Raw genomic sequence first — 15,424 nt, 5'->3', positions numbered from 1 at the left:
TTCCGCGCTTGGTGGCCCGCATAATTTTGACATGCAAAGTTCAGGCGGGATGGCGGATGGATTTGCGCCGGTTGCAATTAATGGCCTTCTGATGTCGTTTCTCGATGCCTTGAGGTCGCTGGCAGAGCAGGTCGCAGTGGGCGTCAGGTTGATCATCCAATCGTCAGTACTCCGCTGATGTTTGAACGAGTTTGCGGTGAGGCGTGATGGGGGCGCTGTGCACCATAACAATACGTTGAGCGGCTCGGCATCCGTCGAGCGCAGCACTTTCGGGGAAGTAACGATGAAGATGCGACGACTCTTGGGCGCAGGTGCCGCTTTGGTGCTGGCGATCAGTTCTACGATGGCCAGTGCTGAAGGCAAGGCAGTGACGATCGGTTATGTAGACGGCTGGTCGGACAGCGTCGCCACGACCAACGTGGCCGCGGAAGTGATCAGACAGAAACTCGGTTATGACGTGAAGCTGCAAGCGGTTGCCACGGGGATCATGTGGCAGGGTGTGGCCACTGGCAAACTCGACGCCATGCTATCGGCGTGGTTGCCCGTGACCCACGGTGAATACTGGACCAAGAACAAGGATCAGGTCGTCGATTACGGCCCGAACTTCAAGGATGCAAAAATCGGCCTGATCGTGCCGGAGTACGTCAAGGCCAAGTCTATTGCCGATCTGAAAACCGACGACAGCTTCAAAAATCGTATCGTCGGTATCGATGCCGGTTCAGGCGTAATGCTCAAAACCGATCAGGCCATCAAGGACTACGGTCTGGACAACTACACCCTCAAGGCCAGTTCTGGTGCCGGCATGATTGCCGAGTTGACCCGTGCCGAGAAGAAAAACGAATCCATTGCCGTCACCGGTTGGGTGCCACACTGGATGTTCGCCAAGTGGAAACTGCGTTTCCTGGAAGATCCGAAAGGCGTTTACGGTGCGGCTGAAACCGTCAATAACATCGGTAGCAAGGGCCTGGAAGCCAAGGCACCTGAAGTCGCGAAGTTCCTGAAGAACTTCCAGTGGTCTTCGAAAGACGAAATCGGCGAAGTCATGCTGGCGATTCAGGAGGGTGCCAAGCCTGAAGCCGCAGCGAAGGATTGGGTGGCCAAACACCCGGATCGCGTTGCCGACTGGGTCAAATGATTTGATCTGAAACGTCTAGTCAGCACCTCCCAAGGTCCCTTGGCATTTTTGCCAAGGGGCCTTTTGCTTTTTCATGTGTTTGATACATGCAGGAGAAATGAAGACTCGGTCATGTCGTTCTAATACTAAGGTCGTCTGGAACCTGTCCGGCAGCCGCATAGAGTGGATCACGTTCCAACTTAATCTGTGCTGCGAGGATAAAAACAATGAACGACAGCATTTACCTCTCGATTCAAAACAGCTCGCGCTTCAAAGAGCTGGTCAGCAAGAGAGAACGATTCGCCTGGATTCTTTCAGCGATCATGCTTGGGCTGTACTCCGGATTCATTCTTTTGATTGCTTACGGACCGCATATCCTGGGCGCAAAAATCAGCCCCGAGTCCTCAATTACCTGGGGCATTCCGATCGGTGTCGGGCTGATTGTTTCGGCCTTTATCCTGACAGGCATCTACGTGCGACGTGCCAACGGCGAATTCGACGACTTGAACAATGCAATTCTCAAGGAGGCTCAGCAATGATCCGGCGTCTAATGGCTCTATTGAGCATCGCAGCCTTTGCACCTGGCGCCTGGGCGGCTGAAGCCCTGACGGGTGCGGTACAGAAACAACCGCTCAACGTTTCCGCGATCCTGATGTTCGTGGCATTCGTGGGTGCAACCCTGTGCATCACTTATTGGGCATCCAAGCGTAACAACTCGGCGGCCGACTACTATGCGGCGGGCGGCAAGATCACCGGTTTCCAGAACGGCTTGGCGATCGCCGGCGACTACATGTCCGCGGCGTCTTTCCTGGGTATTTCCGCCCTGGTGTTCACCTCCGGCTACGATGGCCTGATCTACTCGATCGGTTTCCTGGTGGGCTGGCCGATCATTCTGTTCCTGATCGCCGAGCGCCTGCGTAACCTGGGCAAGTACACCTTTGCCGACGTGGCGTCCTACCGCCTCGGGCAAACCCAGATCCGTTCGCTGTCGGCCTGCGGTTCGCTGGTGGTGGTGGCCTTCTACCTGATCGCGCAAATGGTGGGTGCCGGCAAACTGATTCAACTGCTGTTTGGCCTGGACTACCACGTTGCGGTGATCCTGGTGGGTATCCTGATGTGCGCCTACGTGCTGTTCGGCGGCATGCTGGCGACCACCTGGGTACAGATCATCAAGGCGGTGCTGTTGCTGTCCGGTGCCTCGTTCATGGCGCTGATGGTGATGAAGCACGTCAACTTCGACTTCAATGCGCTGTTCTCCGAGGCGATCAAGGTTCACCCTAAAGGTGAAGCGATCATGAGCCCGGGCGGCTTGGTGAAGGATCCGATCTCGGCGTTCTCCCTCGGTCTGGCGCTGATGTTCGGTACCGCTGGCCTGCCGCACATCCTGATGCGCTTCTTCACTGTGAGCGACGCCAAAGAAGCGCGTAAAAGCGTGCTGTATGCAACTGGCTTCATCGGTTACTTCTACATCCTGACCTTCATCATCGGCTTCGGCGCGATCCTGCTGGTCAGCACCAACCCGGCCTTTAAAGATGCCGCTGGCGCACTGATGGGCGGCAACAACATGGCGGCGGTGCACTTGGCCAACGCGGTGGGCGGCAGTGTGTTCCTGGGCTTCATCTCGGCGGTGGCGTTCGCAACCATCCTGGCGGTGGTGGCGGGTCTGACCCTGGCCGGTGCTTCGGCGGTGTCCCATGATCTGTACGCCAGTGTGATCAAGAAGGGCAAGGCCAACGAGAAGGATGAGATCCGCGTCTCGAAAATCACCACCATCGCTCTGGCGGTGCTGGCGATCGGCCTGGGCATTCTGTTCGAGAAGCAGAACATCGCGTTCATGGTGGGCCTGGCGTTCTCCATCGCGGCGAGCTGCAACTTCCCGGTACTGCTGCTTTCCATGTACTGGAAGAAGCTGACGACGCGTGGTGCGATGATCGGCGGCTGGCTGGGCCTGGTCAGTGCTGTTGGTTTGATGGTGCTGGGGCCAACCATCTGGGTGCAGATCCTGGGTCACGAGAAGGCGATCTTCCCGTATGAATACCCGGCGCTGTTTTCGATGATCATTGCCTTTGTCGGTATCTGGTTCTTCTCGATCACCGATAAATCGGCCGAGGGTGTGAACGAACGTGCGCTGTTCTTCCCGCAGTTTGTTCGTTCGCAGACCGGGTTGGGGGCGAGCGGGGCGGTTTCGCACTAAGGCTTTGAGTTTCTATATATAAGCTGAGCTACGCAAAATGCCCCGGTCGAGAGATTGGGGCATTTTTATTGGGTGATTATCGGGCTCTGTTTGGCTTGCTCGCGTAGGCGGTCTGATAGCGGGCCGGGCCTTTGAACGTGTGCATATCTGTTTCTGCGGTTGTACTGGCTGGCGGTTATTGTCTTTTGTAGGAGCGAGGCTTGCCCGCGAAGGCTGTATGCCAGGTGGTTTGTTTTTTGATGGTGTACATATCCATTGCTGCGGTAACGGCCACTTATGGTTTCGTTTTTACAACGAGTCACTTTGGAAAAGCCCCAAAGTAACCAAAGGGCTTCTGCCCCGCCATTCGGTGCCTCGCCCAGGCTCGGCATGCCCTCACTCCGGCATTGCTCCGGGGGCCCGCCGCCATCGGCCATCCATGGCCGGAGGCGGCTACCGCGGCATCCTTGCCGCGGTGCCCCCTACGCAACACCTGCGTTCGGCCTCTGGGAAAGGGACGGCAGATCAAGATCAAGATCAAAAGCCAAAGCAACGCAAAATCAAAAGCTTCGCGAGCAAGCCCGCTCCCACAGGGGGGATGTGCATCTTCAAGAGACTGGTCGGCTGTCAGGCCGCCTTCGCAGCGATGCGGGGACCCGACAAGCCAGCTCCCACAAAAAATCAGAGCGCATCCGCTGTGCTTTTCACCACTCAACAGGCCGAGCGTTAGCTCGCCTGCAGCTTTTGATGTTGACGCACCGCCCCCTCGAGAGGCCGAGGGGAGGTTCTGCGCAGTGGGCAACCCGGCATGGATGCCGGGTTAGCCGCGCACGGCCATGGATGGCCGATCGCGGCGGGCCCACGGAGCAGGACCGGAGCGAGGGTATGCCGAGCCTGGGCGAGGCACCGAACGAAAGGGGCAAGAGCGTTTTGGTTACTTTGGCGCTTTTCCAAAGTGACCCGCTGTAAGAGCGGAACCGCCAGCCGGCGCAACCGAAGAAACGGATATGTACACAACCACAGAGCCCGGTCGGCCCTCAGGCCGCTGCGTATACAACGTCAAGGCACAAACAAAAACGGCCCCTATCCAATAGAGGCCGTTTCCGGTGCAGCTCAAAACGTTATCGCAAGAAAGCGCTTATCAGCGGTCTTCAAGCCGGGTGATATCACGCGACTCATAGCCAGTGTACAGCTGACGCGGACGGCCGATCTTGTACGGGCTGGAGAGCATTTCCTTCCAGTGGGAAATCCAGCCGACAGTCCGCGCCAGGGCGAAGATCACGGTGAACATGCTGGTTGGAATGCCGATCGCCTTGAGGATGATCCCCGAATAGAAGTCGACGTTCGGGTACAGCGAGCGTTCGATGAAATACGGATCGGTCAGGGCGATCTCTTCCAGCCGCATGGCCAGTTCGAGTTGCGGATCGTTGGTGATGCCCAGTTCTTTCAGCACTTCGTCGCAGGTCTGCTTCATAACGGTGGCACGTGGGTCGCGGTTTTTGTAAACCCGGTGACCGAAGCCCATCAGTTTGAAGGGATCGTTCTTGTCCTTGGCCTTGGCGATGTACTTGTCGATGTTCGAAACATCGCCAATCTCGTCAAGCATGGTCAGAACGGCTTCGTTCGCGCCACCGTGGGCAGGGCCCCACAGTGCAGCGATACCGGCGGCGATACAGGCGAACGGGTTGGCACCCGACGAGCCGGCCAGGCGTACGGTAGAAGTCGATGCGTTCTGCTCGTGGTCGGCATGGAGGATGAAGATCCGGTCCATGGCCTTGGCGAGTACCGGGCTGATCGGTTTGATCTCGCACGGGGTGTTGAACATCATGTGCAGGAAGTTTTCCGCGTACGACAGGTCGTTGCGCGGGTACATCATGGGTTGGCCCATGGAGTACTTGTAAACCATTGCAGCCAGGGTCGGCATCTTGGCAACCAGCCGGATCGCGGAGATTTCGCGATGCTGCGGGTTATTGATGTCGAGGGAGTCGTGGTAGAAGGCCGAGAGGGCTCCCACTACGCCGCACATGACGGCCATCGGGTGGGCGTCGCGACGGAAGCCGTTGAAGAAGGTCTTCAACTGTTCGTGAACCATGGTGTGGTTCTTCACGGTGCCGACGAACTGGGCTTTCTGTTCTGCGGTCGGCAATTCGCCGTTGAGCAACAGGTAGCAGGTTTCCAGGTAGTCCGACTTTTCAGCCAGCTGTTCGATCGGGTAGCCGCGGTGCAGCAGAATGCCGTTGTCGCCGTCGATATAGGTGATCTTCGACTCGCAGGAGGCAGTCGACATGAAACCAGGGTCAAAGGTGAAACGGCCCGTGGCCGTCAGGCCCCGAACGTCGATAACATCGGGACCAACGGTGCCGGTTAAAATGGGCAGCTCGACGGGGGCTGCGCCCTCGATGATCAACTGCGCTTTTTTGTCAGCCATGTGGCCTCCTATTTATGCTTGAAATCATCAGACAGACCCCCCACGCAGGGCCCGCACCACTATAGTGAGATAAATTCGAATGTCAATTTGCCTAAAGTCTTGCTCCAGAAGGCTTTAACCGGACTTTTTCCTCGAAATTGACTGCCATTTACGCCTTTTATGTCACTTGTGCAATCAGCTATTAGGGGAAGGTGAACGCGTTGTCATTAGTAGCCTAACTGTCTATACTCGGCCACCGACCGCCAGGGGCTTTTGGGCCTGCTTTATTGGGGGTCGCATCCCTGGGTGGTGGTTACCTGACCAGTGCACTCCCCAACAACTTTGCCCTGATTGTTAGGGGCTCTTCAGTGTGAAAAAAAGCCGTGAAAAGCCAACGACCTGTAAACCTAGACCTAAGGACCATCAAACTCCCCATCACCGGCGTTACGTCGTTTCTTCACCGTGTTTCCGGCATCATCCTCTTCCTGGGCCTTGGCTTCATGCTTTATGCATTGGGCAAATCTCTGGAATCCGAGGAAGGTTTTGCCGAGGTGAAGGCATGCTTGACCAGTCCGCTGGCCAAGTTCGTAGCATGGGGCCTCCTGTCCGCTCTTCTGTATCACCTGGTAGCCGGTGTGCGCCATCTGATTATGGATATGGGCATCGGTGAGACGCTGGAAGGCGGCAAACTGGGCTCGCAAATCATTATCGCCGTGTCTGCGGTGTTGATCGTTCTGGCGGGAGTTTGGATATGGTAACCAGCGTTACGAACCTGTCGCGTTCGGGCCTCTATGACTGGATGGCACAGCGTGTGTCTGCGGTCGTTCTCGCGGCTTATTTCATCTTCCTGATCGGATACCTCGTTGCGAATCCTGGCATTGGCTACACCCAATGGCACGAACTGTTCGCAAGCAACTGGATGCGTATCTTCAGTCTGCTGGCCCTTGTAGCCCTGGGCGCTCACGCCTGGGTCGGCATGTGGACCATCGCGACCGACTACCTGACGCCGATGGCGCTGGGCAAGTCCGCGACTGCAGTACGTTTCCTTTTCCAGGCAGTATGCGGCGTTGCGATGTTCGCTTACTTCGTCTGGGGTGTGCAGATTCTCTGGGGTATCTGATCCATGGCTAACATTCCAACGATTTCTTTCGACGCCATCATTATTGGTGGCGGCGGTGCCGGCATGCGCGCAGCGCTGCAACTGGCACAAGGCGGTCACAAGACTGCCGTGATCACCAAGGTTTTCCCGACCCGTTCGCACACCGTATCGGCCCAGGGCGGCATCACTTGCGCCATCGCGTCCGCTGATCCGAATGATGACTGGCGCTGGCACATGTACGATACCGTCAAGGGATCCGACTATATCGGTGACCAGGACGCTATCGAATACATGTGTCAGGAAGGCCCGGCTGCAGTTTTCGAACTGGACCACATGGGTCTGCCGTTCTCCCGTACCGAACAGGGCCGCATCTACCAGCGTCCATTCGGCGGTCAGTCGAAGGATTACGGTAAAGGTGGCCAGGCCGCCCGTACCTGTGCCGCGTCCGACCGTACCGGTCACGCGCTGCTGCACACCCTTTATCAGGGCAACCTGAAAGCCGGCACCACGTTCCTGAACGAGTACTACGCTGTTGATCTGGTGAAGAACCAGGACGGCGCATTCGTCGGCGTGATTGCCATCTGCATCGAAACCGGCGAAACCACCTACATCCGTGCCAAGGCTACCGTACTGGCCACCGGCGGTGCAGGTCGTATCTACGCGTCGACCACCAACGCCCTGATCAACACCGGTGACGGCGTTGGCATGGCGCTGCGTGCCGGCGTACCGGTACAAGACATCGAGATGTGGCAGTTCCACCCGACCGGCATCGCCGGCGCCGGTGTACTGGTTACCGAAGGTTGCCGTGGTGAAGGTGGTTACCTGATCAACAAGCACGGCGAGCGTTTCATGGAGCGTTATGCTCCGAACGCCAAAGACCTTGCCGGTCGTGACGTGGTTGCCCGTTCGATGGTTAAAGAGATCATCGCCGGCAACGGTTGCGGTCCGAATGGCGACCACGTAATGCTCAAACTCGACCACCTGGGCGAGGAAGTGCTGCACAGCCGTCTGCCAGGCATCTGCGAATTGTCCAAGACTTTCGCACACGTTGACCCGGTGGTCGCTCCGGTTCCGGTTGTTCCGACCTGCCACTATATGATGGGCGGCGTTCCGACCAACATTCACGGCCAGGCCATCACCCAGAACGACGAAGGCGTCGACGAAATCATCCCTGGCCTGTTCGCAGTGGGTGAAGTGGCGTGCGTATCGGTTCACGGCGCCAACCGTCTGGGTGGCAACTCGCTGCTTGACCTGGTGGTATTCGGCCGTGCTGCCGGCCTGCACCTGGAAAAAGCGCTGAGCGACGGTATCGAATACGATGACGCCACCGACGCCGACATCAACGCGGCCCTGGCACGTCTGTCCGCGCTGAACGAGCGTACCGAAGGTGAAGACGTGGCAACCCTGCGTCGCGAACTGCAAAGCTGCATGCAGAATTACTTCGGTGTGTTCCGTACCGGCGAATACATGCAGAAGGGTATTGCTCAGCTGGCTGACCTGCGCGTGCGTATCGCCAACGTCAAGATCAACGACAAGAGCCAGGCCTTCAACACGGCGCGTATCGAAGCGCTGGAATTGCAGAACCTGCTGGAAGTGGCCGAAGCCACTGCTATCGCTGCAGAAGTGCGCAAAGAGTCCCGCGGTGCTCACGCCCGTGAAGACTTCGAAGACCGTGACGATGAAAACTGGCTGTGCCACACCCTGTACTTCCCGGGTGACAAGCGCGTTACCAAGCGTGCCGTGAACTTCTCGCCGAAGACTGTTCCGACTTTTGAACCTAAGATTCGGACTTATTAAGGGTGGCCGCCATGTTGCAAGTCAGTGTTTATCGTTACAACCCTGATCAGGACGCTGCGCCGTTCATGCAGGAATTCCAGGTTGATACCGGTGGTAAAGACCTGATGGTGCTGGACGTGCTGGCCCTGATCAAAGAGCAGGACGAAGGTTTCTCCTATCGTCGCTCTTGCCGTGAAGGTGTTTGCGGCTCCGACGGCATGAACATCAACGGCAAAAACGGCCTGGCATGTATCACGCCGCTGTCTGCCGTCGTTAAACGTAACAAGCTGATCGTTCGTCCGCTGCCAGGTTTGCCGGTTATCCGTGACCTGGTTGTCGATATGAGCATCTTCTACAAGCAATACGAAAAGGTTAAGCCATACCTGCAGAACGACACGCCAGCTCCGGCCATCGAGCGTCTGCAGTCCCCTGAAGAGCGTGAAAAGCTCGACGGTCTGTACGAGTGCATCCTGTGCGCTTGCTGCTCGACTTCGTGCCCGTCCTTCTGGTGGAACCCGGACAAGTTCCTGGGTCCGGCTGCTCTGCTGCAAGCCTATCGCTTCCTGGCAGATAGCCGCGACAACAAGACGTCCGAGCGTCTGGCTTCGCTGGATGACCCGTTCAGCGTATTCCGCTGCCGGGGCATCATGAACTGCGTCAACGTTTGTCCGAAAGGCCTGAACCCGACTAAGGCCATCGGTCACATCCGTAACATGCTGCTTTCAAGCGGCGTGTGATTCAGCTGCTGTACCCGTAGAACCGCTGTACCCGTAGATGCTACGGCGCCGGCTTCAACCGGCGCCGTAGTTTTAACCTGAGCAGCAGCTTAAAAGGCTGCCGCTCTTATTTTGAAGAAATGAGACAAGCAGGGGCATCCGGGCTGGTACCCGGACTATCAGCGTGATCCTAAGTGGCTTGTTTTGGTCGCTGCATTCGGACTTCTGCAAGTTTGCTCGGTGTCGACGCCGGTGGTGTTCCCCTAACCGAGGGTGACCAAGCATGCAAGAAAGCGTGATGCAGCGCATGTGGAACAGCGCCTACCTATCCGGTAGTAACGCTGCCTATGTGGAAGAGCTCTACGAGCTCTACCTGCACGACCCTAACGCTGTGCCAGAAGAGTGGCGCACCTACTTCCAGAAGTTGCCTGCTGACGGCAACCCTGCCACCGATGTTTCGCACTCCACAATTCGCGATCATTTCGTCTTGCTGGCAAAGAACCAGCGCCGCGCCCAACCGGTTTCCGCCGGCAGCGTGAGCAGTGAGCACGAGAAGAAGCAAGTTGAAGTGCTGCGATTGATCCAGGCCTACCGTATGCGTGGCCACCAGGCAGCCCAGCTTGACCCGCTGGGGCTGTGGCAGCGTCCTGCACCTGCAGACCTGTCAATCAATCATTACGGCTTGACCAATGCCGATCTTGATACGACCTTCCGTGCCGGCGACCTGTTCATCGGCAAAGAGGAGGCGAGCCTACGCGAAATTCACGAAGCGTTGCAGCAGACATATTGCCGCACCATCGGCGCTGAATTTACGCATATCACCGATTCCGAGCAGCGCCAGTGGTTCCAGCAGCGTCTGGAAAGCGTGCGTGGTCGTCCGACGTACTCCGCCGACATCAAGAGCCATCTGCTTGAGCGCGTCACCGCCGGCGAAGGCCTGGAGAAATACCTCGGGACCAAATACCCGGGTACCAAGCGTTTCGGTCTGGAAGGCGGCGAGAGCCTGATTCCGATGCTCGACGAGCTGATCCAGCGTTCCGGTTCCTATGGCACCAAGGAAATCGTGATTGGCATGGCCCACCGTGGCCGTCTCAACGTGCTGGTCAACACCTTCGGCAAGAACCCGCGCGAGCTGTTCGACGAGTTCGAAGGCAAGAAGAAGGTCGAGCTGGGTTCCGGTGACGTTAAGTATCACCAGGGCTTCTCGTCCAACGTGATGACCACCGGTGGTGAAGTTCACCTGGCCATGGCCTTCAACCCTTCACACCTGGAAATCGTTTCCCCGGTGGTCGAGGGTTCGGTTCGCGCCCGTCAGGATCGTCGTAACGACCCTACCGGCGAGAAGGTTCTGCCGATCTCCATCCACGGTGACGCGGCATTCGCCGGTCAAGGTGTGGTCATGGAAACCTTCCAGATGTCGCAGACCCGCGGTTTCAAGACCGGCGGCACCGTGCACATCGTGATCAACAACCAGGTCGGTTTCACCATTAGCAACCCGCTGGACTCGCGCTCCACCGAGTACGCGACCGACGTTGCGAAGATGATCCAGGCGCCGATCCTCCATGTGAATGGTGATGATCCGGAAGCCGTGTTGTTCGTGACCCAACTGGCCATCGACTACCGCATGCAGTTCAAGCGTGACGTGGTAATCGATATGGTCTGCTACCGTCGTCGTGGCCACAACGAGGCCGACGAGCCTAGCGGCACCCAGCCAATCATGTACCAGCAGATCACCAAACAGCGCACCACCCGTGAGCTGTATGCCGATCGTCTGACCCAGAGCGGTGTGCTGGACGCAGAGCGTGTTCAGGCGAAAGTCGACGAATACCGCAATGCGCTGGACAACGGTCTGCATGTTGTAAAAAGCCTGGTCAAAGAGCCGAACAAAGAGTTGTTCGTGGACTGGCGTCCGTATCTGGGCCATGCCTGGACCGCGCGTCACGACACTCGTTTCGATCTGAAAACCTTGCAGGAACTGTCCGCCAAGCTGCTGGAAATTCCGGAAGGCTTCGTGGTTCAGCGCCAGGTCTCGAAAATCTACGAAGACCGTCAGAAAATGCAAGCCGGCGGCCTGCCGATCAACTGGGGTTACGCCGAAACCATGGCGTACGCGACCCTGGCGTTCGAAGGTCACCCGATTCGCATGACGGGTCAGGACATCGGTCGCGGTACGTTCTCGCACCGTCACGCTGTCTTGCACAACCAGAAAGACGCGGGTACCTACGTCCCGCTGCAAAACCTGTACAAGGGCCAGCCACGTTTCGACCTGTACGATTCGTTCCTGTCCGAAGAAGCCGTGCTGGCGTTCGAATACGGTTACTCGACCACCACGCCTGAGGCGCTGGTGATCTGGGAAGCCCAGTTCGGCGACTTCGCTAACGGTGCCCAAGTGGTTATCGACCAGTTCATCACCAGTGGCGAGCACAAGTGGGGCCGTCTCTGCGGTCTGACCATGCTGCTGCCGCACGGTTATGAAGGTCAGGGTCCGGAGCACTCTTCGGCTCGTCTGGAGCGTTACCTGCAACTGTGCGCCGAGCACAATGTTCAGGTTGCCGTCCCGACCACCCCGGCTCAGATCTACCACTTGCTGCGTCGTCAGGTGATTCGCCCGCTGCGCAAGCCGTTGATCGTCCTGACTCCGAAGTCGCTGCTGCGTCACAAACTGGCCATCTCGACTCTGGAAGATCTGGCCGAAGGTTCGTTCCAGACCGTTATCCCGGAAATCGATGCCCTGGACCCGAAAAAGGTCGAGCGCGTTGTTCTGTGTAGCGGCAAGGTCTACTACGACCTGCTGGAAAAACGCCGTGCCGAAGGTCGTGATGACATCGCCATCGTGCGTATCGAGCAGCTGTATCCATTCCCTGAGGACGACCTGAAAGAAGTCCTGGCTCCTTACACCAACGCCAAGCATGCCGTTTGGTGTCAGGAAGAGCCGATGAACCAGGGTGCCTGGTACTGCAGCCAACACCACTTGCGTCGTAGCATCAGTACGCTCAACAAGTCTCTCGTACTCGAGTACGCGGGCCGTGAGGCTTCTGCTGCACCTGCTTGTGGTTATGCATCGATGCACGCTGAGCAGCAGGAACAACTGCTGCAAGACGCCTTTACTGTTTAACGCCTTCGCGCACCTGAAACCGAATTTAAGGACCCACAGATAATGGCTATCGAAATCAAAGCCCCCACTTTCCCGGAATCGGTTGCCGATGGCACCGTTGCCACCTGGCACAAAAAACCGGGCGACGCCGTCAAGCGCGATGATCTGATCGTCGACATCGAAACCGACAAAGTCGTACTGGAAGTGTTGGCCACTGCTGACGGCGTGCTGGGCGCTATCGTCAAGAACGAAGGCGACACCGTTCTGTCCGACGAAGTTCTGGGCTCCATCGGTGAGGGCAGTGCTGCCGCCGCTGCTCCAGCCGCCGCTGCTGCACCTGCTGCCGCCGCTGCTCCAGCCGCCGCTGCTGCACCTGCTGCTGCCGCTGCTCCTGTCGAAGCGGGCGAAGACGATCCTGTTGCTGCACCAGCTGCTCGCAAGCTGGCTGAAGAAAACGGTATCAACATCGCTTCCGTTGCCGGCACTGGCAAAGGCGGTCGTGTGACCAAGGAAGACGTTGTTGCCGCTGTAGCTGCCAAGAAAGCCGCTCCGGCTGCCGCACCTGCCAAGGCTGCTGCACCTGCCGCTGCTGCTCCAGTGTTCGCTGCCGGCGATCGCATCGAGAAGCGCGTACCGATGACCCGCGTTCGCGCCACTGTTGCCAAGCGTCTGGTTGAAGCTCAGTCGAACATGGCGATGCTGACCACTTTCAACGAAGTCGACATGACCGAAGTCATGGCGTTGCGTTCCAAGTACAAGGATCTGTTCGAGAAGAGCCATAACGGCGTGCGTTTGGGCTTCATGTCGTTCTTCGTCAAGGCTGCCACCGAAGCGCTGAAACGCTTCCCGGCTGTCAACGCTTCGATCGACGGCGGCGACATCGTTTACCACGGTTACGCTGACGTTGGCGTTGCAGTTTCCAGCGATCGCGGCCTGGTTGTTCCGGTTCTGCGTAACGCCGAACTGATGAGCCTGGCTGAAATCGAAGGCGGCATCGCCACCTTCGGCAAGAAAGCCCGCGACGGCAAGCTGTCGATGGACGAAATGACTGGCGGTACGTTCACCATCACCAACGGTGGTACCTTCGGTTCGATGATGTCGACTCCGATCGTCAACCCGCCACAAGCGGCCATCCTGGGCATGCACAACATTCTGCAGCGTCCTATGGCGATCAACGGCCAAGTCGTTATCCGTCCGATGATGTACCTGGCGCTGTCCTACGATCACCGTTTGATCGACGGCAAAGAAGCTGTGACCTTCCTGGTGACCATCAAGAACCTGCTGGAAGACCCGGCTCGTTTGCTGCTGGATATCTGATAGAAGCAGTCGCAGGTTTCAAGCTACAAGCTGCAGGAAAGGGCAGCTTGGCTTGACGCTTGCGGCTTCAAGCTTGCCGCAAAAAAGAGGATTTTTTGAATGTCGCAGAAATTTGACGTAGTAGTGATTGGCGCGGGCCCTGGCGGTTACGTGGCCGCCATTAAAGCAGCGCAATTGGGCCTTTCCACTGCCTGCATCGAGAAATACACCGACAAGGAAGGCAAACTGGCCCTCGGCGGTACTTGCCTGAACGTCGGCTGCATTCCATCCAAGGCGCTGCTGGACAGCTCCTGGAAGTTCCACGAAGCCCAGGACGGCTTCGCGATCCACGGTATCAACCACGCTGGCGTAACTATGGACGTGCCTGCAATGGTCGGCCGTAAAGCCAACATCGTCAAAGGCCTGACCTCGGGTGTTGCCACCTTGTTCAAGGCCAACGGTGTGACCTCGATCCAGGGCCACGGCAAACTGCTGGCCGGCAAGAAAGTCGAAGTCACCAAGCCTGACGGTTCGGTAGAAATCATTGAAGCCGAGAACGTGATTCTGGCTCCAGGTTCGCGTCCGATCGACATTCCACCGGCTCCGGTCGACCAGAATGTGATCGTCGATTCGACTGGCGCGCTGGAATTCCAATCGGTTCCAAAACGTCTGGGCGTGATTGGCGCTGGCGTCATCGGTCTGGAACTGGGTTCGGTCTGGTCCCGTCTGGGCGCAGAAGTTACCGTTCTCGAAGCGCTGGACACCTTCCTGATGGCCGCTGATGCAGCGGTTTCCAAGGAAGCGCTGAAAACCCTGACCAAACAAGGTCTGGACATCAAGCTGGGTGCTCGCGTTACCGGTTCCAAAGTGAACGGCGACGAAGTCGTTGTGAACTACACCGATGCCAACGGCGAACAGAACATCACTTTCGACAAGCTGATCGTAGCCGTTGGTCGCCGTCCGGTGACCACTGATTTGCTGGCTGCCGATTGCGGTGTGACCCTGGACGAGCGCGGTTTCGTGCATGTTGACGATCACTGCGCCACCACCGTACCGGGCGTTTACGCCATCGGTGACGTGGTTCGCGGCATGATGCTGGCACACAAGGCCTCGGAAGAGGGCATCATGGTCGTCGAGCGCATCAAGGGCCATAAAGCCCAGATGAACTATGACTTGATCCCGTCAGTTATTTATACTCACCCGGAAATCGCGTGGGTCGGCAAAACCGAGCAGGCCTTGAAGGCTGAAGGCGTTGAAGTTAACGTTGGCACCTTCCCGTTCGCAGCCAGTGGCCGTGCCATGGCAGCCAACGACACCGGCGGTTTTGTGAAAGTCATTGCCGATGCCAAGACTGACCGCGTATTGGGCGTCCACGTGATTGGCCCGAGCGCTGCAGAACTGGTTCAGCAGGGCGCGATCGGTATGGAATTCGGCACCAGCGCTGAAGACCTGGGCATGATGGTTTTCTCCCATCCGACCCTGTCTGAAGCCTTGCACGAAGCAGCTTTGGCTGTGAATGGCGGCGCCATCCACATCGCCAACCGCAAGAAGCGTTAACACAATAAGAAACCACGGCGGTACGGCCCGTCGTGAGCCTTGCATGCAAGACTCACCGCGGAATGTCCGCTGGACGCAGTCTTGCGTAGCTGCACCGGGGTAACTGGAAAGCTACGCAAGCAGCAGTCACAGGTGGTGCGGCACCAGAATGGTGCAGCACCGAATGCGCAGTACCTAACGAAGACGGTAATA

Annotated in this window: 11 protein-coding genes; 10 read left to right on the top strand and 1 reads right to left on the bottom strand. The window is 57.7% G+C overall.

The features are described from left to right. Positions 1-283: 283 nt before the first annotated feature. The 3 genes from ABH909_RS23720 (at position 284) to ABH909_RS23710 (ending at position 3,308) form a co-directional block, all read left to right on the top strand. A complete protein-coding gene (locus ABH909_RS23720) occupies positions 284-1,135 on the top strand; it encodes a glycine betaine ABC transporter substrate-binding protein (RefSeq protein ID WP_095634524.1) in 852 nt (283 codons plus the stop codon). A 206-nt stretch (positions 1,136-1,341) separates the two neighbouring features. After that, positions 1,342-1,653 (top strand): DUF485 domain-containing protein, encoded by a 312-nt coding sequence (locus tag ABH909_RS23715; protein ID WP_007894282.1) that lies wholly within the window; start codon positions 1,342-1,344, stop codon positions 1,651-1,653. Continuing rightward, positions 1,650-3,308 carry a cation acetate symporter gene (locus ABH909_RS23710; protein ID WP_429437742.1) on the top strand — a complete coding sequence of 553 codons (1,659 nt, stop codon included), beginning with the start codon at positions 1,650-1,652 and terminating at the stop codon, positions 3,306-3,308. The genes ABH909_RS23715 and ABH909_RS23710 overlap by 4 nt, the downstream gene beginning before the upstream one ends. 1,120 nt (positions 3,309-4,428) lie before the next feature. Here ABH909_RS23710 and gltA read toward each other — a convergent pair. Beyond that, positions 4,429-5,715 carry a citrate synthase gene (gene gltA, locus ABH909_RS23705; RefSeq protein WP_008071464.1) on the bottom strand — a complete coding sequence of 429 codons (1,287 nt, stop codon included), beginning with the start codon at positions 5,713-5,715 and terminating at the stop codon, positions 4,429-4,431. 362 nt (positions 5,716-6,077) lie between these two features. Here gltA and sdhC point away from each other — a divergent pair, with 362 nt between their 5' ends. The 7 genes from sdhC (at position 6,078) to lpdA (ending at position 15,232) form a co-directional block, all read left to right on the top strand. After that, positions 6,078-6,452 (top strand): succinate dehydrogenase, cytochrome b556 subunit, encoded by a 375-nt coding sequence (gene sdhC / locus ABH909_RS23700; protein ID WP_429437740.1) that lies wholly within the window; start codon positions 6,078-6,080, stop codon positions 6,450-6,452. Next, the gene (gene sdhD, locus ABH909_RS23695; RefSeq protein WP_052967227.1) at positions 6,446-6,814 is read left to right on the top strand and encodes a succinate dehydrogenase, hydrophobic membrane anchor protein; all 369 of its coding nucleotides are present in this window, start codon (positions 6,446-6,448) and stop codon (positions 6,812-6,814) included. The genes sdhC and sdhD overlap by 7 nt, the downstream gene beginning before the upstream one ends. 3 nt (positions 6,815-6,817) lie before the next feature. Further along, positions 6,818-8,590 (top strand): succinate dehydrogenase flavoprotein subunit, encoded by a 1,773-nt coding sequence (gene sdhA / locus ABH909_RS23690; RefSeq protein ID WP_123496127.1) that lies wholly within the window; start codon positions 6,818-6,820, stop codon positions 8,588-8,590. Positions 8,591-8,601: 11 nt separating this feature from the next. Further along, complete coding sequence (locus tag ABH909_RS23685) at positions 8,602-9,306, top strand: succinate dehydrogenase iron-sulfur subunit (protein ID WP_038980237.1); 705 nt, start codon at positions 8,602-8,604, stop codon at positions 9,304-9,306. A gap of 262 nt (positions 9,307-9,568) precedes the next feature. Continuing rightward, a complete protein-coding gene (locus ABH909_RS23680) occupies positions 9,569-12,400 on the top strand; it encodes a 2-oxoglutarate dehydrogenase E1 component (RefSeq protein ID WP_429437738.1) in 2,832 nt (943 codons plus the stop codon). Positions 12,401-12,442: 42 nt separating this feature from the next. Next, positions 12,443-13,696, top strand: a complete 1,254-nt coding sequence (gene odhB, locus ABH909_RS23675) for a 2-oxoglutarate dehydrogenase complex dihydrolipoyllysine-residue succinyltransferase (protein ID WP_429437736.1) — start codon at positions 12,443-12,445, stop codon at positions 13,694-13,696. Positions 13,697-13,795: 99 nt separating this feature from the next. Continuing rightward, a complete protein-coding gene (gene lpdA, locus ABH909_RS23670) occupies positions 13,796-15,232 on the top strand; it encodes a dihydrolipoyl dehydrogenase (RefSeq protein WP_075948470.1) in 1,437 nt (478 codons plus the stop codon). Positions 15,233-15,424 lie beyond the last annotated feature (192 nt).

It is taken from the genome of Pseudomonas sp. BS3782 TE3695 (assembly GCF_050435305.1).
Taxonomy (GTDB): Bacteria; Pseudomonadota; Gammaproteobacteria; order Pseudomonadales; family Pseudomonadaceae; genus Aquipseudomonas.
Note: the sequence above shows the minus strand (reverse complement) of the source record. Positions and strands in the feature narration are given on the sequence as shown.

Bases quoted from the DNA above. Each gene is read 5' to 3' on its own strand.
- ABH909_RS23720 (WP_095634524.1), top strand. From the start codon at position 284: ATGAAGATGCGACGACTCTTGGGCGCAGGTGCCGCTTTGGTGCTGGCG.
- ABH909_RS23715 (WP_007894282.1), top strand. From the start codon at position 1,342: ATGAACGACAGCATTTACCTCTCGATTCAAAACAGCTCGCGCTTCAAA.
- ABH909_RS23710 (WP_429437742.1), top strand. From the start codon at position 1,650: ATGATCCGGCGTCTAATGGCTCTATTGAGCATCGCAGCCTTTGCACCT.
- gltA (WP_008071464.1), bottom strand. From the start codon at position 5,715: ATGGCTGACAAAAAAGCGCAGTTGATCATCGAGGGCGCAGCCCCCGTC.
- sdhD (WP_052967227.1), top strand. From the start codon at position 6,446: ATGGTAACCAGCGTTACGAACCTGTCGCGTTCGGGCCTCTATGACTGG.
- sdhA (WP_123496127.1), top strand. From the start codon at position 6,818: ATGGCTAACATTCCAACGATTTCTTTCGACGCCATCATTATTGGTGGC.
- ABH909_RS23685 (WP_038980237.1), top strand. From the start codon at position 8,602: ATGTTGCAAGTCAGTGTTTATCGTTACAACCCTGATCAGGACGCTGCG.
- ABH909_RS23680 (WP_429437738.1), top strand. From the start codon at position 9,569: ATGCAAGAAAGCGTGATGCAGCGCATGTGGAACAGCGCCTACCTATCC.
- odhB (WP_429437736.1), top strand. From the start codon at position 12,443: ATGGCTATCGAAATCAAAGCCCCCACTTTCCCGGAATCGGTTGCCGAT.
- lpdA (WP_075948470.1), top strand. From the start codon at position 13,796: ATGTCGCAGAAATTTGACGTAGTAGTGATTGGCGCGGGCCCTGGCGGT.